The 16846-nt window shown below is 49.4% G+C and carries 13 protein-coding genes and 2 pseudogenes; 8 read left to right on the top strand and 7 right to left on the bottom strand.

Going from position 1 to position 16846, the window contains the following annotated elements; translation table 11 throughout:
• Positions 1 to 113: 113 nt before the first annotated feature.
• Complete coding sequence (gene rdgC / locus AC6R1A_RS12225) at positions 114 to 1028, bottom strand: recombination-associated protein RdgC (protein WP_500631519.1); 915 nt, start codon at positions 1026 to 1028, stop codon at positions 114 to 116.
• Positions 1029 to 1260: 232 nt separating this feature from the next.
• On the opposite strand from rdgC, the gene phoB reads away from it, so the two are divergent.
• From phoB to AC6R1A_RS12210, 3 genes are read left to right on the top strand one after another with little or no spacing between them, the layout of a single operon-like run.
• Positions 1261 to 1950 carry a phosphate regulon transcriptional regulator PhoB gene (gene phoB, locus AC6R1A_RS12220; protein ID WP_334551363.1) on the top strand — a complete coding sequence of 230 codons (690 nt, stop codon included), beginning with the start codon at positions 1261 to 1263 and terminating at the stop codon, positions 1948 to 1950.
• A gap of 47 nt (positions 1951 to 1997) precedes the next feature.
• Entirely contained in the window at positions 1998 to 3296 is a 1299-nt protein-coding gene (phoR, locus tag AC6R1A_RS12215) for a phosphate regulon sensor histidine kinase PhoR (protein ID WP_500631518.1), read from the top strand.
• Positions 3296 to 4276, top strand: coding sequence for a PstS family phosphate ABC transporter substrate-binding protein (locus AC6R1A_RS12210; RefSeq protein ID WP_500631517.1), 981 nt, complete (start codon positions 3296 to 3298; stop codon positions 4274 to 4276). Before phoR ends, AC6R1A_RS12210 begins: the two co-directional genes overlap by 1 nt.
• 89 nt (positions 4277 to 4365) lie before the next feature.
• On the opposite strand, the gene ppx is transcribed toward AC6R1A_RS12210, so the two are convergent.
• Together ppx and ppk1 are read right to left on the bottom strand one after the other, a co-directional pair.
• The gene (gene ppx / locus AC6R1A_RS12205) at positions 4366 to 5865 is read right to left on the bottom strand and encodes an exopolyphosphatase (protein ID WP_500631516.1); all 1500 of its coding nucleotides are present in this window, start codon (positions 5863 to 5865) and stop codon (positions 4366 to 4368) included.
• A complete protein-coding gene (gene ppk1, locus AC6R1A_RS12200) occupies positions 5840 to 7951 on the bottom strand; it encodes a polyphosphate kinase 1 (RefSeq protein WP_500627008.1) in 2112 nt (703 codons plus the stop codon). The genes ppx and ppk1 overlap by 26 nt, the downstream gene beginning before the upstream one ends.
• A 209-nt stretch (positions 7952 to 8160) precedes the next feature.
• On the opposite strand from ppk1, the gene AC6R1A_RS12195 reads away from it, so the two are divergent.
• From AC6R1A_RS12195 to phoU, 5 genes and pseudogenes are all read left to right on the top strand, one after another.
• Positions 8161 to 10374, top strand: coding sequence for an ABC transporter permease subunit (locus AC6R1A_RS12195; protein ID WP_500633737.1), 2214 nt, complete (start codon positions 8161 to 8163; stop codon positions 10372 to 10374).
• Positions 10375 to 10403: 29 nt separating this feature from the next.
• Positions 10404 to 10837: pseudogene (locus tag AC6R1A_RS12190) on the top strand (phosphate ABC transporter permease PstA); the annotation flags it as partial.
• Between the two features lie 299 nt (positions 10838 to 11136).
• Positions 11137 to 12069, top strand: a pseudogene (gene pstA, locus AC6R1A_RS12185) (phosphate ABC transporter permease PstA); the annotation flags it as partial.
• A gap of 2 nt (positions 12070 to 12071) precedes the next feature.
• Positions 12072 to 12890 (top strand): phosphate ABC transporter ATP-binding protein PstB, encoded by an 819-nt coding sequence (gene pstB, locus AC6R1A_RS12180; protein WP_334551352.1) that lies wholly within the window; start codon positions 12072 to 12074, stop codon positions 12888 to 12890.
• Positions 12891 to 12914: 24 nt separating this feature from the next.
• The gene (phoU, locus tag AC6R1A_RS12175; protein ID WP_487901695.1) at positions 12915 to 13628 is read left to right on the top strand and encodes a phosphate signaling complex protein PhoU; all 714 of its coding nucleotides are present in this window, start codon (positions 12915 to 12917) and stop codon (positions 13626 to 13628) included.
• Here the strand turns inward: phoU and ppk2 are convergent.
• The 4 genes from ppk2 to AC6R1A_RS12155 all read right to left on the bottom strand — a co-directional run bounded on the left by ppk2 (position 13625) and on the right by AC6R1A_RS12155 (position 16791).
• On the bottom strand, positions 13625 to 14407 hold the full coding sequence (gene ppk2, locus AC6R1A_RS12170; RefSeq protein WP_500633739.1) for a polyphosphate kinase 2: 783 nt from the start codon (positions 14405 to 14407) through the stop codon (positions 13625 to 13627). The genes phoU and ppk2 overlap by 4 nt on opposite strands.
• Before the next feature lie 36 nt (positions 14408 to 14443).
• Positions 14444 to 15274: a copper homeostasis protein CutC gene (locus tag AC6R1A_RS12165; RefSeq protein WP_500633740.1), complete on the bottom strand. Its 831-nt coding sequence runs from the start codon at positions 15272 to 15274 to the stop codon at positions 14444 to 14446.
• Positions 15275 to 15491: 217 nt separating this feature from the next.
• Positions 15492 to 15797, bottom strand: a complete 306-nt coding sequence (locus tag AC6R1A_RS12160; RefSeq protein ID WP_334551342.1) for a YebG family protein — start codon at positions 15795 to 15797, stop codon at positions 15492 to 15494.
• A gap of 103 nt (positions 15798 to 15900) precedes the next feature.
• Entirely contained in the window at positions 15901 to 16791 is an 891-nt protein-coding gene (locus AC6R1A_RS12155; RefSeq protein ID WP_500633741.1) for a LysR substrate-binding domain-containing protein, read from the bottom strand.
• Positions 16792 to 16846: the final 55 nt, after the last annotated feature.

The following is a 16846-nucleotide window of genomic DNA, read 5'->3' as shown; positions in this document are numbered from 1 at the left end:
GAATCAGGGGCGCAAATTTTACGTCAAATACGCTGTGGTGACTAGGAAAACATAAGAGAGGATAATGAAACGCCTTCTAAGCGAAGGCGTTGAAGAGACTTTGGGGCAGAAGATTACGTGTTCGGGTGCGGTAGTCCGCCAAGCATGCGGTAGAGATCCGGTAAGAAAGTGCTCATTTCGCCGCACATCAGTGAAAAGTCGGCATCAAAGCGCGCCGCTTGATCTTCACGAGGAATATCTTCGTTCTGATCTCTCAGTTCATCTGAAAACTTGAGGCGTTTGATGCTGCCGTCGTCGGCCAAAATAAACTCCAAGCGCTCCTGCCACCACAAGGCGAGTTTGGTGACTTGCTTATCTGCTTCAATGTGGCTACGAATTTCATCACTGGTAAGCTCTTGCTTCTTACAACGGATAATACCGCCTTCTTCCAGTACCGATTTTAGTTCGGCCTCGTCAAGCATTTGTAGGCCTCCTGGGAGATCGCCGCTCTTTACCCATTCTGTCATTGTAAGTTCGAGCGGTTTTTCCGGGATGGCAGGCACGACGGGTAAGCTTCCCATGGTTTTACGCAGTAGAGCTAAGACATCTTCGGCTTTTTTGTAGCTGCTCGCATCCACCAAAATAAAGCCTTCGCTCGGCAAAATCAGCACATAGGTGTGGTTGCTGCGGCTAAAGGCACGCGGTAGCAAATCCATCACGATGTCGTCTTTTAAGGTCTCTTTTTCTTTCTTTTTCAGTGGTCGACCTTCTTGCGCTTCCATGGCATCCACTTTAGCGTTGAGTGACTCTTTGATCACGGAAGCGGGCAACATTTTCTCTTCTTTCTTGGCGCAGATAAGAATGCGGTTTTCGGAAACGTGCGTCATCATGTCGCCGTGTTTCCCCATGGCGGTGACCCAACCGAATTTTTGTTTGTCTTGGCTGCCACATGGCGTAAAACGAAACTCTTGGAGCTGTTTTTCTAATTGGTCTGCATTGAACTCAATATCGCGGTTAAAGCGATAAACCAGACAGTTTTTAAACCACATATGATCTCTCTAGTGCTACAAGTAAGTCGGCAATAATAAGGAATTTCAACCAGATTGTCCTAGCCGAAATGCAAAATATGAAGATGAATCCAGAATAAAAGTTATATGAAAATTTGTTTTCAAAGGTCACAAAAGTGTCATAATTGCTAGTAATAATGCCTATGCATCAAGAGGCGGCAGGCTGCCCGCCCTAATCATTGAGTAAACTCAACGAACATAAGGTTAAATGATTATGTCTAGAAGGATTCTGGTTGTTGAAGACGAGGCACCAATTCGTGAAATGCTGTGTTTTGTTCTTGAACAAAAAGGTTACCAAGCAGTAGAAGCAGAAGATTACGATACTGCAGTAACCAAATTGGCTGAACCCTTCCCAGATCTAGTTCTGCTAGATTGGATGCTCCCTGGCGGCAGCGGTATTAATTTCATCAAACACATGAAGCGTGAAGAGCTGACACGCAACATTCCGGTAGTGATGCTAACAGCGCGTGGTGAAGAAGAAGACAAGGTTCGTGGCCTTGAAGTGGGTGCGGATGATTACATCACCAAGCCATTTTCACCGAAAGAGCTTGTGGCGAGGCTTAAAGCGGTGATTCGCCGCGTGACGCCCACTGCGCTGGAAGATGTGATTGATGTTCAAGGGCTCAAATTGGATCCCGTTTCTCACCGTGTTACAGCGAACGATGAGCCTGTCGATATGGGGCCAACGGAATTCAAAATGTTGCACTTCTTTATGACTCACCAAGAGCGTGTCTACAGCCGCGAGCAGTTGCTCAATAACGTCTGGGGAACCAACGTGTACGTGGAAGATCGTACGGTTGACGTTCATATCCGTCGTTTACGCAAAGCACTCGAAGCCGCCGGGCACGATAAGTTGATCCAAACAGTGCGCGGTGCAGGTTATCGCTTCTCCACCAAAGCATAATCACATTAAACGTGTGAGGTCATAAGGAAAGCAAAACGGAGAGGTAAGTGGTAGAACGGTTAACTTGGAAAAAGCTGGCCTGGGAGCTGGCTTTTTTTTACACCCCTTGGGTACTCATTGGTTGGGTATTTGGCTATCTGCCGTGGCTGTTGTTAGCCGCGACGGCGATTCAGTTGCTGTGGCATCTGCACAATCAAATACGTTTATCTGCTTGGCTGTGGGACGAAAAGCGCCTGACGCCACCGTCGGGGTCTGGTAACTGGGAGTCGCTATTTAATGGCATTTACCGCTTGCAGCAGCGTCAGCGCAAAAAGCGCAAAGAGCTGACCAACCTTATCCGCCGTTTCCGCAACGGCGCCGAATCCTTACCCGATGCGGTCGTGGTGTTTCGCAGTGAGGGCAACATTGTCTGGTGCAACAAACTCGCCCAGCATCTGCTTGGATTTCGCTGGCCAGACGATTCGGGCCAGCCGATATCGAATCTAATTCGTACCCCTGATTTCATCAAATATCTCAATAAGCAAGATTTCTCTGTCCCTCTGGAAATGCGTTCACCGTTGAACGTCGAGCGAATGCTCGAGCTACGTATTGTGCCTTATACCGAAGGGGAGCACTTGATGGTGGTGCGTGACGTTACTCAGCTCAAGCAGCTTGAGGGGATGCGCCGCAACTTCTTCGCCAACGTGTCTCATGAACTTCGTACGCCGATGACCGTGCTGCAAGGGTATCTGGAAATGACGGAAGACCCAGACATGGTGGTCGGCCCCATGTGGAGTAAAGCACACGGCGTAATGACCGAGCAGCTAAACCGCATGAACAGTTTGGTCAATCAGTTGTTGACTCTCTCTAAGATCGAAGCGGCGCCCATGCATGAACTTGAAGATGTCGTGAACGTCCCCGTGATGCTTGATGTGCTTGAGAAAGAAGCGGCGAGTCTCAGTGGCGAGCAAAACCATCAGCTCCACTTTGATGTTGATGACACGTTACGAGTGCTTGGTGATGAAGATCAACTGCGCAGCGCTATTTCTAATCTGGTCTACAATGCCGTGAAATACACCCCAGCTGGTGCGACGGTCAATGTGCGTTGGTATGAAACGACACAAGGGGCGAGGCTTGAAGTGGAAGACAGCGGTGACGGGATCGAGAAACAGCATATTCACCGTTTAACCGAGCGTTTTTACCGAGTGGATAAGGCACGCTCGCGTGATACCGGCGGAAGTGGACTCGGTCTTGCCATCGTTAAACATGCGTTAACTCACCACGATTCGCATCTTGAAATTGAGTCGCAAGTCGGTGTGGGCAGTAAGTTCTCCTTCTTGTTGCCAAAACGTTTGGTGGTGAAGTAATGGGGCGCCAAAAAGCGTGGCCAATCATCATTACGATTGGCGTGGCGGTATTGGGGCTATTGACTGGCCCTGCTCGAGCGACAGGATTGCAAGAGTATCAAAAAGTACGCGGCGTTAGCGGAAGCCTGAGCAGTGTTGGCTCTGATACGCTTGCCGGTATGACCACCTTATGGATGGAAGAGTTTACGCTGATTTACCCCAGTATTAACGGTCAAGTCCAGGCGTCTGGCTCTTCCACCGCTCCCCCAGCATTAACTGAGCGAACGGCGCAATTTGGCCCGATGAGCCGCGAAATGCGCAACCGTGAAATTGAGGCCTTTGAGCGCGAGCACGGTTACAAACCCACAGAGTTACGCGTCGCCATCGACGCGATTGGCGTCTTTGTCCACCGCGACAATCCGATAGAAGGGCTTAATTTTTCTCAGCTTGATCGTATTTTTTCCGCAACCTTACGCTGTGGCGGTACGGAGAGTATCGAGTTTTGGACTCAACTAGGGCTTGACTACCAATGGGCAAAGCGTGCGATTCAAATGTTTGGTCGTAACTCGGTCTCCGGTACGTACGGCTATTTTAAAAACAACGCCTTATGTGGCGGTGACTTTAAAAATAACGTTAATGAGCAGCCGGGCTCGGCATCGGTTGTTCAATCGGTATCCTCGGCGATCAATACGATTGGCTACTCTGGCGTGGGCTATCAAGTCTCAGGTGTGAAGCTGCTGCCGATTGCCAAAGAGGGTGAAGATTACATTGCGCCGAGTTATCAAAATATTTTGACTGGTCGCTATCCTTTGTCGCGCTACCTGTATGTGTACGTCAACAAGCATCCTGACAAACCGCTGCCTCCTATCGAGCGAGAGTTCATTCGCTTTATTTACTCCAAACAGGGGCAAGCTTTGGTGAGCAAAGATGGTTATGTCCCTCTATCGCCTGAAATCGCGCAGCAGGAACTAGAAAAAGTCGGCCTTTCTCTACGTAATTAAAATGACGAAGACGTTGTCATCATAAGGTTAAACAAACGCCGCGTTCACTTGTAACGCGGCGTTTTTTCGTTTGATGATAGAGGCTGAGTCTAAAAGGTCAGTTCCCAGCCCACATTGTTCCAGTATTCTTGCTCGCAAAGCAGATCGGCATGGAGCAGTTTGTTGTGTTCCAACCACTGGGCTTCATCACAGTTCAAGGTCCAACTGTCGCCATCGACTTTCAGTGTCAGGGCTGGCAGAGGGTCATCGTTACGCTGACCGTTGAGCAAGATGGCGAGGCGCAGAATACGAATTAAACTGATGACGTGCTTTTTCTTAAACAGCGAAAACTCTTCCATTTCATTGAGCTTTAACGCTTTGCGCTGAAAGCGCGCTAACATGGCGAGAATGGTTTGCTGCTCTCGGTTAAAGCCGGGCATGTAGGTATGCTTGAGAATGTAAGCCGAATGGCGGTGGAAGGCTTGTAAGCTGATGCTAAGCCCTACTTCATGCAATAACGCGCTCCATTCGAGCAAATCAAACAGCTCAGAGTGTTTGTTAATGCCAAGCGCTTGGTGGGTTTGATCCAAAAACTCGCGGGCATGGCCTTTGACTTTGGCCGCATGCTCTAGATCGACCAGATGTTTACTGGCAAGGTTTTCCGTGGTGCGCATGCGGATGTCGGAGCGCTTAAAGCGCGATTCCATTTCGTAGAGTAAGCCTTCTCGCAGTGCGCCCTCTGAAAAGTGCATTTCGTTGATTTTGAAATCTTTGAAAATGGCGGCAAGGATCGCCACACCCGCCGCAAACACAGGCTGACGTTCCGGTGTGAGGCCGGTGAGGTTGATGTCATCAATCGTCTCCCACTCACAAAGCCTATCGATGACCTTATCGAGTCGTTTGCTGTCGATAATACCATCTTCAAAGCCCATTCCGACCAGTACATCACGAATGGCCTTAATGGTCCCTGAGGAGCCAAACGCGACTTCCCAACCTTTTTTGCGATATTGATGGGCAATGGACTCCAACTTTTGCTCCGCCGCTAAGGTCGCTTTGGCAAAGTTCTTCTTCGACAGTTTGTTGTTTTTGAAATAGTGCTTGGTAAAGCTGACGCACCCCATCTGTTTACTGTTAACTAGATGCGGTTCGAAGCCTTGCCCTATGATCATTTCGGTACTGCCACCGCCAATGTCTACCACCAATTTGGAGTCAGACGCCGGTTGCGTGTGGGCAACCCCCAGATAAATTAGGCGTGCTTCTTCAATGCCGGGGATGATCTCGATGGGAAAGGGCAGCACGTCACGGGCTCGCTGCAAAAAGATATGCGCGTTGTTGGCTTGACGTAGGGTGTGCGTTGCGGCGATACGCACATTGCTCTCCTCAAACCCTTGCAGTCGCTCAGCGAAGATGGTCAAACATTCTAAGCCACGTTCAATGGCGGCGTTGTCTAAATTTTTTTGTGCATCTAACCCAGCTGCGAGACGGACTCGCTGCTTGTGTCGACTTACCAGTTGCAAGTCTTGGTCTACAACTTTGGCGACCACCATGTGGAAGCTGTTTGAGCCAAGGTCAATCGCGGCAACATCACGAATTTCCGGTGTTTGGGTCATGAGTGATTGAAAGCTCTTTCTGTTTCTTTGTCTGTTTTTCTACATTCTTAAGATAGTCGTAAATGGCAATCTGTGAGCGAATTTTCTTTCGGTTTCCGCGTGGCACATAGGTATTGCTCATCTCTTTGTCTATCCACCTCGCCTTTACTGTATCGGTAAAGTGGATGTTGATGATATCGATAATGCGCTGTTTAAGACGTTCGTCACGCACTGGAGCACCGACTTCGATCCGATAGTCGATATTCCGTGTCATCCAATCTGCCGACGAGATATACACTTTGGGGTCACCATCATTGTGCGTGATAAGAACACGCGGGTGTTCCAAGAATCGGTCGACAATGCTGATGATTTTGATGTTGTCGCTTACGCCATCAATACCCGGTACCAAGGAGCACATGCCACGAATGATCATCTTTATCTCTACGCCAGCGCTGCTCGCGCCGTAGAGTTTATTTGCCAGTCCGCGATCGACTAGGTTATTGACTTTAAGAGTAATGGCGGCCTTTTTACCCTCTTTCGCATTGGCAATTTCTGCGTCGATGAGGCGATAGAGCTGCTTGCGAGAGTTTTGTGGTGAGACAATTAGGTGATTGAAGCGCACCGGACGATACGGGTTCTCAATGTAGCCAAACACATTGCGCACTTCGTTGGTGAGCTCAGGGTCTGCGGTGAGAAGCGAGAAGTCCGTATAGATACGGGCGGTTTTTTCATGGAAGTTGCCGGTGCCGATGTGCGCATAGCGGACGATGTCGTCATCTTCGCGGCGTGTAATCAAGAGCAATTTAGAGTGGATTTTTAATCCGGGCGCGCCAAAAATAACATGCACGCCGGCTTCGGTCAGAATCCGCGACCACTCAATGTTGGCTTCTTCATCAAATCGAGCCTGAAGCTCTACAATCACTGTGACACTTTTGCCATTGTGCACCGCATCGATAATCGAGTTCATCAGGCGCGAATCTTTGGCAACGCGATAAATATTGATCTTGATGCTCAGTACTTTCGGGTCGAACGATGCCTGCCTCACCATTTCGCTGATGTGCTCAAAGGTGTGATAGGGGTAATAGAGCAAGATATCTTGCGCTTTGATGGCATCAAAGGCGTTGGCATACCCGTCGAAATCAGCACATTTCATCGGCGGTAATGGTTTGTTTTCGAGGTAGTCACGGCCCACATTGGGAAAACCAATAAAGTCTTTAAAGTTGTGGTAGCGACCACCTGGGATCAAACTGTCGTAGTTGGATATTTTCAGCTTATCGCACAGAAAACTCAGCATTTCGGTCGGCATGTCACGTTCATAGACAAAGCGAACCGGCATCGCGGTTAAGCGCTGACTGACCCCCTCAGACATTTGCTCAAGAAGGCTGTGCTCGACTTCGTGACTGAGGTCGTATTCGGCGTCACGCGTCATTTTCATCGCGTAGCCGTTTAGCTCGTCATACTCAAAAAAGCCACTGAAGAGTTCATCCAAACAGTATCGGATGATGTTATCGAGAAGAATGATGGTTTTGCGCCGTTTGCCTTTTTGTTCTGGCACCATGACAAAGCGAGGCAAGTGGTCGGTGGGGATCTCTATCAAGGCATATTGATTGTGTTCGCCTTTGCGTAAGTCGACAGCGATGTAGGCGTATTCATCTTTTAGGAATTGCAGCACATCGATGTCGTCACGCATCAAAAGCGGGGTGATATGCGGAACCACTTCATTGCGAAAATATTTTTTTATCCACTTTTGTTGTGCGTCACTGAGCTGAGTTTCGTTGACTAAAAAAATCCGCCGACGCGCCATTTCGCGGATCAGCTCAGAGTAGAGCTCATCAAATTTATCATTCAGTTTGAGCGCTTTGCTCTGCATTTTACTCAGCAGGTGTTTGGGGTTGTCACTGCCTCCACGCTCTTGATTGATTAAAATTCGACGTTTGACATCGGAAAATCGAACTTTATAAAACTCGTCCAAGTTGTTGGAAAATATGCCTAAAAATCGAATTCTTTCGATGAGTGGCACTTCTTTATCTGCCGCTTCTTGGAGTACGCGTTCATTAAACGACAGCCAACTTAGCTCTTTTTCGATATACAGTTTTTCAGCACTCATAACCCAACCTTTGCAACGTGCCTTCTCTAAGGGGCGCTATAGAGTAAGGACTTAATAAGACCAAACTGGTAGCCAAGCTAAGATCTTTATATGACATTTTTATTGCAGGTTTTTATTACACTACTTTCAGTTGCTTAATGTGAGCTGTAATATAATTGTCACCTAATGGAAATATTATACACTTGGGTTAATTTAGGTAAGTGGGATAGATGGCTAAAGGCGATTTTTCGTTACGAGAACGTGACAGAAAACGACTTATTAAAGATAGAATCGTAAAACTGGCTGTCTCTGCGGGGGGCGTCGGCGTGCTTGCGGCGCTGGTGCTGATCTTTGTTTATCTGGCCATGATGGTCTTGCCTCTGTTTTCTGACGCCAAGATCACGCCCAATTTGGCGACTAAAACGATAGATGAGCACTCTATCGTTGCGCTGGGCGTCGATGACTATGGTCACTCCGCTTATACCTTATCTTCTCTTGGTACACTCAAGTTTTGGGCGCTCAATGATGAGCGCCGCTCCGCGATTTATCACTATGATTTAGGGGCGCAGCACACCTTGTTTGCCTCTGGTCTTGGTGTAAACCCTTGGCATGCGATGGCGACGCCATCAGGGCAAGTGAAGCTCTTTCGCCCTGAATTAAGCAGCAGGTTGGCAAACGGTGAGCGAGTACTCACCCCAAGTGTCGATGTGGTTACGCCGCCGCTGGATTTGCTCCTCGGTGAGTCAGCCACTGACGCTCAGTTGCGCGCATTTGCTTTTGCAGACCGCGATGCCTTCACGCACGATACTTTCACTTTGGTCGGTTACTATGACGACAATCGCATCCGTGTCCGTTGGTTAGATTCCAATGAGGAACGCCAAGAATTTGAGTTCCCACAGCCTTTTATCGATTTAGATCAGCTATTGCTCACCCCCAATGGTGACACGCTATATTTGCGCAGCGCATCTGAGTTGGTCATTGCCACCAAACAGCGTCATGGGTTCTTGGTTCGTGAAGTGGTCGATTTAAGTGCAGGCAACGTCAAACATTCGGTAAGTGAGGTGCAGCTGTTAGCGGGCGCTTACTCTTTGTTGGTCAGCCACCAAGACGGCAAAGTGTCGCAGTGGTTTGATGTGCTCAAAGAGGGTGAGCGTCACTTGATGCCGATTCGAGAGTTTCAACTCGCACCGCAGTTACAATTGCTGCTGCCTGATACCTATCGCAAAGGCTTCTACAGTTTTTATACCAATGGCACGGTTCAAAGCCACTACACCACCAGTGAAAAGTTGGTGCTGTTTAACCGAGCCTTTGATAAAGCGCCCACCTTAGCCGCGATGTCCAACAATGAACAATATTTGTTGACCCAAAGTGGCGACCAGTTGTCTGTCTCGCATCTCGATAATCCATACCCCGAAATCTCGTTGTCCTCTCTGTGGCAAAAAGTGTGGTATGAAGGCTACCCAGAGCCTGAGTTTGTTTGGCAAACCACCTCAGCCAATGATGAGTTTGAAGCCAAATTCAGCTTGGTGCCGATCGCGTTTGGCACCATCAAAGCGGCATTGTTCGCCATGATGTTCGCGGTACCGATAGCGGTATTGGGCGCCATTTATACCGCTTATTTTATGACGCCAGCGATGCGCCGAGTCGTCAAGCCCTCTATCGAACTGATGGAGGCGCTACCGACGGTCATCATCGGCTTTCTGGCGGGCTTGTGGTTTGCACCGATTGTTGAGAACTATCTCGCGTCTGTGGTGGTGCTGTTGATCGCTTTGCCGCTGTCTACCGTATTGGCCGGGGCGCTGTGGCAAAGTCTACCCAAAATGTGGAAGCGTCACTTTGCCAATGGCTGGCATGCGGTAATTCTTATGCCGGTGATCATCTTGCTGACGGTGGTGGTGCTTTCTCACACTAGCGGTTTAGAAGATTGGTTGTTTGATGGCGATGTGCGTGCGTATTTGGCGCAGCACGGGATTGGTTTTGATCAGCGCAATGCTTTAGTGGTCGGGTTTGCGATGGGGTTTGCGGTGATCCCGACCATCTTTACCATTGCAGAAGACGCCATCTTCTCGGTACCGAAACACTTATCGGATGGGTCATTGGCCTTGGGTGCGACGCAGTGGCAAACCTTAGTACACGTGGTGTTGCTTACCGCCAGCCCGGGTATTTTTTCGGCCGTCATGATGGGGCTTGGCCGCGCCGTTGGTGAGACGATGATCGTGCTGATGGCCACCGGTAACACCCCGATCCTTGATTGGAACATATTGGAAGGAATGCGCACATTATCCGCGACGATCGCGGTTGAGATGCCGGAGTCGGAAGTGGGCAGTTCCCACTACCGATTGCTATTCCTAGCAGCGTTAATTTTGCTGATGTTTACTTTTGCAGTGAACTCGATAGCGGAGTGGGTGCGTCAGAGGTTAAGAGAGAAGTATCGTGCGTTGTAAGCGAGTCAAAACCGCTCAGGCGGTGAGCCATGATTAGTATAAAACCGGGTTATCAATGGCTGAAATCCGGCTCTCCTTGGATTTGGCTCACCGGCGGTGCGGTCAGCGTGAGCTTACTCTCGGTACTGGGCTTATTGCTGCTGATTGGTTGGAAAGGTCTCTCTGTTTTTCTGGCCCTCTCCACTCTATCAATGGCAGACCTCTCAAGGTGAGGTGCTGGTGGGGCAACTCTACGCCACTGAATCGGTGCCCATTAATCATTTACAAGAGATGGCTATTGAATTGTCAGATGAGGTGGAAGAGCGAGGGTTGGTTGAGCGCTTGAGTATTAAAGTCGCCAACCGCGATCTCTATTCTGCCGATTTTGTGTCTGTACTTGAAACTGAGGTGTTAGATCGCACTGCCCCTTCCGGGTGGGCGGTGATTGAGCGCACGCGCGGCGGTGATTTTTTTGGTCGACCCATCGCTTATCGACAAGCCGATGGCGAGATGAGCCAAAATGTGGATGTGGCGATTGGTCGTGGACTGGCGTTCGCGGAAGAGGTGCGGGGCAACATAGAGAATCTAGTCGAGAAGCAGATCAAAGTGCTCAGTGCGCAGGCAGATAAGCTACGCTTGGAGTATCGAAAGCGAGAACTCAACGGAAATTTGGACGATGCCTTTTTGCTGCGTTATCAACTGCAATCCCAAGGTTTTAGCCAGCAGTTGATGGCGATGGAAGCGAGGCTTGATGATTGGCGTGATGAGCTTGATCTTCAAGGACTGGTCGTGGTGGATATGCAGGGTACACAGGTGACGATTCCACTGCGTGAGATGTTAGATGTGTGGTATCCCAATGATATGTCTCTGCTCGAAAAACTTGGCCAGTGGTCGGTGCAAGCTTGGAAGTTTCTGACCGATGATCCCAGAGAGTCCAACTCGGAAGGGGGCGTATTTCCGGCTATGTTTGGTACCGTGTTGCTGGTGATCATCATGTCGATTATTGTTATGCCACTGGGCGTGATTGCGGCAGTCTACTTACATGAGTATGCGCACAACAACGCGTTTACTCGAGTGATTCGTGTGGCGGTGATCAACTTGGCTGGGGTGCCTTCGATCGTTTATGGTGTCTTTGGGTTAGGCTTTTTCGTCTATACCTTAGGTGGCTCGATTGACGCACTCTTCTATTCTGAAAAACTGCCCAGTCCGACGTTTGGAACGCCAGGGCTACTTTGGTCAGCGCTCACCTTGGCAGTATTGACCTTGCCTGTGGTCATCGTGGCCACTGAAGAGGGCTTAAGCCGCATCCCGAATTCGGTGCGTCACGGCTCTTTGGCATTAGGCGCGACGCAGTTTGAGACCATGTGGCGCATTGTTCTGCCGATGGCAAGCCCTGCGATTATTACCGGATTGATTCTTGCTGTTGCTCGCGCCGCGGGAGAAGTGGCGCCGCTGATGTTGGTCGGAGCGGTGAAGTTGGCCTCCAGTTTGCCCGTTGACAGCCAGTTTCCCTTTTTGCACCTTGAGCGCAAGTTTATGCATTTGGGCTTTCATATCTACGATGTCGGTTTTCAGACCACCAATATCGAAAGCGCGCGTCCCTTAGTGTACGCGACCTCTTTTTTATTGGTCACGGTCATCATCGGGCTCAACTTAACCGCCATCAGTATTCGCAATAATTTACGCGAAAAATATCGAACCTTTGGACAAGATTAAGCATGTTTTCAGTGAACCAAACCTTAGGCTACCGAGCGCCGCTAGATGTGCGTAACCTAAGCGATGAACAAACGGCGATCGAGATCGATGGCCTCAACTTGTTTTATCGTCACAAGCAAGCGCTGAGTGATATTTCAATGCGCATCCCTAAAGGTCAGGTGACGGCGTTCATCGGTCCATCGGGGTGCGGAAAGTCGACCTTGCTGCGCTGCATTAATCGTATGAACGACTTGGTCGAAGGCTGCCGCGTCGAAGGCAAAGTGAAACTGCATAAAAAAAACGTCTACCATCCGGGGGTCGATGTTGCGACGTTGCGCCGCCGAGTTGGGATGGTGTTTCAGCGTCCTAATCCTTTTCCCAAATCCATTTACGAAAACGTGGTGTATGGCTTGCGTCTGCAAGGCGTCAAAAACAGCCGAATTCTTGATGATGCGGTTGAACGTTCGCTTCGCGCCGCAGCATTATGGGACGAAGTGAAAGATCGCTTGCACGAAAATGCGTTTGGATTATCGGGTGGTCAGCAGCAGCGTTTGGTGATTGCGCGCGCGATTGCCATAGAGCCAGAGGTCCTTTTGCTCGATGAACCTACATCAGCACTTGATCCTATCTCCACTTTGACGATAGAAGAGCTGATCAATGACCTCAAAACCAAATATACTGTGGTGATTGTCACGCATAACATGCAGCAGGCGGCGCGGGTTAGCGATCACACTGCATTTATTCATATGGGGAAACTGATTGAGTACTCCGATACCGACTCAATCTTTACCTCACCAATGAAAAAGCAAACCGAAGATTACATCACCGGACGTTACGGATAATCAAAGAGGAGTCACACACAGTTTATGAATTTTGGTCGTCATATTTCAGGTCAGTTTAATGTCGAACTAGAGTCGATTCGTACCCATGTGCTTACCATGGGAGGCTTAGTTGAGCAGCAACTCTCTTTTGCTATGCAAGCGCTGCACAAAGAGGACATCGAATTGGCACGAAAAGTGGTACGTGACGATCATAAAGTGAACGCGATGGAGGTGTCGATTGATGAGGCGTGTACTCGGATCATCGCCAAGCGTCAGCCGACCGCAAAAGATCTTCGCCTGATAATGGCCATCATCAAAACCATTACCGATCTGGAGCGTATTGGCGACGTTGCCACCAAGATGGCTTATGTTGCGATTGAGAGTCCATCCTCTAAAGAGCGCCAATTTCAAGTTTCCCTCGAGCCTTTGTGTCGCCAAGCGATTACCATGCTTCATCAAGTGTTGGACGCGTTCGCTCGTATGGATGTCGATGCCGCCGCAGAAGTGTACAAGCTGGATGATAAGTTAGATGCCGAGTACGAAGCCGTGATTCGTCAGTTGATGACTTACATGATGGAAGACCCGAAAAACATCCCCAACATCCTGCAAGTGATGTGGTCTGCCCGGGCAATTGAACGTGTGGGTGACCGCTGCCAAAACATTTGTGAATACATCATTTACTTTGTCAAAGGCAAAGATGTTCGCCACTTGGGCGAACAAAGCATTGATGATGCGTTGAATTCTGGACCTAAGCGTTAATACTTCTCTGGGACAAACGTCTGGTCGTCCATCGGCTTACGAATATAGCCTTCTTTGTTGATGTCCGGTAAGACGATCTCTGGATAAGAGATTTCTTGATAGTCAATTTGGCTTAAGAGATGGCTGATGCAATTGAGGCGCGCGCGTTTTTTATCATCTGAAGGAACGACCCACCACGGCGATTGTTTGGTGTCTGTGTAGGCAAACATCTTATCCTTCGCTTCTGAATATTCCGCCCAGCGGTTGCGGGACTCAAGATCCATAGGCGAGAATTTCCAACGTTTGATGGGGGTATTGATACGACCAAGAAAGCGCTTTTCTTGTTCTTCGTCTGAGACGGAAAACCAGTACTTAATCAAGATGATGCCTGAGCGCTGCAACATGCGCTCGAATTCCGGACAAGAGTGGAGAAACTCTTCGTATTGCGCTTCGCTACAAAAGCCCATCACTTTTTCAACACCAGCGCGGTTATACCAACTGCGGTCAAACAGTACTATTTCGCCAGCGCTGGGTAAATGCGCGACATAGCGTTGAAAATACCACTGCGTTTTCTCTTTTTCTGTTGGGGCAGGGAGCGCTGTGACACGACACACGCGCGGATTGAGTTTTTCGGTGATGCGCTTAATCACGCCCCCTTTTCCAGCCGCGTCTCTGCCTTCAAAGATCACCACGACTTTCAGACCTTCTTGCTTTACCCACTCTTGCAACTTGACCAGTTCAATCTGCAAGCGTTCCAGTTCACTTTCGTAAAAGGCTTTATCAAGCCTGTTCTTTGCCATGGTGCATCCCTTTAAGCTTTTATTATTATCAATATGTTAGCACTTATTCGGGACAATAGTGTTTGAATGGGCACATTTTACCGCTTTGACCACTTGGGCAATCGCATCTGGATCCGTGACTGGGATCTGATAGTCATCAATCTCGCCCATCGCCGCTTGAGAGTGTGGGCGCATTAAGCTTGGGCGCAGGGTTTTTCCTGATAGGTGCAGCTCGGTCACGCCGGTCTGGTTGATGAGCTTGCGCGCGTTGCTGGCATTCACTCCCGCCCCCGCCATAATCACAATGCGCTCGCGCGCTTGGGTCACTAACTGTTTTAGCATCGAAACACCTTCAGGGGCTGTCAACGCAAGGCCAGAGGTTAAGACTCGCTCACAGCCTAACGAGATGATGGTTTCCAAGGCTTCACCGGGTTCTTGGCATTGATCAAACGCGCGATGGAAAGTCACACCCAACTGATGGGCGTGCGCGCGTTCGACGAGTTGTGAGGTCATGTGGGTGTCCACTTTCCCATCGGCAGTCAGAGCGCCAATTACGACGCCTTGCAGGCCACTTTGCGCGGCGGTGTCGATGTCGTGCAACATGCACTCTAAATCCTGTTCGCTGAAAATAAAGTCGCCTTGGCGAGGGCGAATCATGGCGTAAATAGGGATGCCTTTTGCGTTTGAATCTAAGTCTCTCTGGATACTTTCTTTCTGGGCAATATCTCTCAGGGCACGGTAACGGCCCGCCAGGCGCATCAATCCGGCACTGGGGGTGAGGCCGCCAAGCGCTAACGCGCTGCACAACTCAATTCGTGTCGCACCGCCCTTGAGGGCGTGATGAAGAGATTCAATGTGATCGATACAGACTTCAATGTGTGTGGTCATAGGTTCTGTTACCAAAGGGATTTACGTTATTGTAGCGAGAGAACGTGTTGGGTATTAGGGTAAAGTGCTGCAAGGATACTTTCCTTGTTTATGGGGGCCTTGTTTATGGGGGCCTTGTTTCTGGGGATGCCCTGTTGGTGAGCATGGTATTTATGAGGATGTATAAAAAACAAAGCCCCTGCAATCGCAGAGGCTTGGTAACGATAAAGAGAGGGCATTACGCCGCGTCGTCTTGTTCTTCTGGGGTGTTTTCCGTGTCTACGGCCACCACTTTTTTCTTCTTCGGAGTGGGCTTGCGCTTTGCCCCTAATGCATAGAGCACTTCTTCTTTATTTTGCGCTAGGAACATCGCCAAATCTTCTTGCTTGGCTTCATCTTCCATCAGTTCACTTTTACCTAGAAGCTCGAAAAGCTCGTCCGCCATATCGAGCATTTTGTCATAGGCGTCCGCTTCCGCTTTAGAGGTAAAAGTCATTTTCTCTTCTCCGTTGCGTTCTACCACGTACTTGACGATTACAGCCATGGTTGGTCCTCTAACTTAAATTGATAGGTTTCATTACTGGCTGTTTATACAGGTTTGAGCCGCTTAAGTCTAGGTGTGCGTGCGCGCTATGAGAGACAGGTGCTTAATTTTTCCACTGCTGACAAAAAGCAATAAAGGATTTGAGTAGCGGGCTTTGATACTTTTCTTTGTGCACCAATAACCAAAAGCGGCGTGTCATATCGAGGGGCAGCGGCAACTCAATCACTCGGCCATCATTGATCGCCGGTTGTGCCGATAAGCGCGATAGACAGCCTAAACCTAAGTCAGCGGCGACACTGTTTATCAGGGCTTCGGTGGTATTGAGTTCAAATGATTCCTGCCATCGTTCTAATCGCGGCGCGATAACGCGCAGAAAGAACTCGCGAGAGCCAGACCCCGCCTCGCGCAGTACCCAGCGGCTGTGTTCCAGCTCATCCATTGCTACTCGTTCGTGACGCGCGAGCGGTGATGAGGGCGAACAAATAACGCACATCTCGTCGCGACTAAATGGGGTCGAGTTTAGAGCCGGATGAAGCGTTTTACCCTCAATCAAGGCGATATCCAGTTCATAGTCGACCAGCTTTTCACAGATCAAAGCGGAGTTGGAGATCAATAAGCTTTGCTGCTCATGGCCAGTTGTGTCACGAAAGGAGCGCAGGAGAAACGGTGCTACTTGATTGCCGATGGTATCGCTAGCGCCAATTCTCAGTTCGCCGCTTAACCCTTGAGTGTCATCAAACAGATGTTCAATATCTCTGGCTCGTTCTAACAGTTCATCGGCCATCGGCAGTAGTTTGATGCCCTCTTGATTGATCAGCAGACGGTTATTCACACGATCAAACAACGAGTGTCCAAGCTGTTTCTCAAGCTCTGACAAGGTCATGCTAACCGCCGCTTTGGAGAGATACAGCGCGTCAGCAGCGTGGGTGAGCGTGTCATACCGAGTGACAGCAAGGAACACCTTCAGTTGTTTCAGTGTGAGGTTTACAGCCATAGATTAGTGAGTAGAGGAACGGGACATTATCGTTAGTGTCACAGATAGCCAGTGG

The organism is Vibrio sp. R10-SG3-ISO3 (assembly GCF_059834225.1).
Note: the sequence above shows the minus strand (reverse complement) of the source record. Positions and strands in the feature narration are given on the sequence as shown.

Coding starts and splice junctions, on each gene's coding strand:
- ppx (WP_500631516.1), bottom strand. CDS start 5,865: ATGACCCAAACACCGGAAATTCGTGATGTTGCCGCGATTGACCTTGGC.
- ppk2 (WP_500633739.1), bottom strand. CDS start 14,407: ATGGCAAAGAACAGGCTTGATAAAGCCTTTTACGAAAGTGAACTGGAA.
- rdgC (WP_500631519.1), bottom strand. CDS start 1,028: ATGTGGTTTAAAAACTGTCTGGTTTATCGCTTTAACCGCGATATTGAG.
- AC6R1A_RS12155 (WP_500633741.1), bottom strand. CDS start 16,791: ATGGCTGTAAACCTCACACTGAAACAACTGAAGGTGTTCCTTGCTGTC.
- AC6R1A_RS12160 (WP_334551342.1), bottom strand. CDS start 15,797: ATGGCTGTAATCGTCAAGTACGTGGTAGAACGCAACGGAGAAGAGAAA.
- AC6R1A_RS12165 (WP_500633740.1), bottom strand. CDS start 15,274: ATGACCACACACATTGAAGTCTGTATCGATCACATTGAATCTCTTCAT.
- AC6R1A_RS12195 (WP_500633737.1), top strand. CDS start 8,161: ATGGCTAAAGGCGATTTTTCGTTACGAGAACGTGACAGAAAACGACTT.
- ppk1 (WP_500627008.1), bottom strand. CDS start 7,951: ATGAGTGCTGAAAAACTGTATATCGAAAAAGAGCTAAGTTGGCTGTCG.
- phoB (WP_334551363.1), top strand. CDS start 1,261: ATGTCTAGAAGGATTCTGGTTGTTGAAGACGAGGCACCAATTCGTGAA.
- AC6R1A_RS12210 (WP_500631517.1), top strand. CDS start 3,296: ATGGGGCGCCAAAAAGCGTGGCCAATCATCATTACGATTGGCGTGGCG.
- phoU (WP_487901695.1), top strand. CDS start 12,915: ATGAATTTTGGTCGTCATATTTCAGGTCAGTTTAATGTCGAACTAGAG.
- pstB (WP_334551352.1), top strand. CDS start 12,072: ATGTTTTCAGTGAACCAAACCTTAGGCTACCGAGCGCCGCTAGATGTG.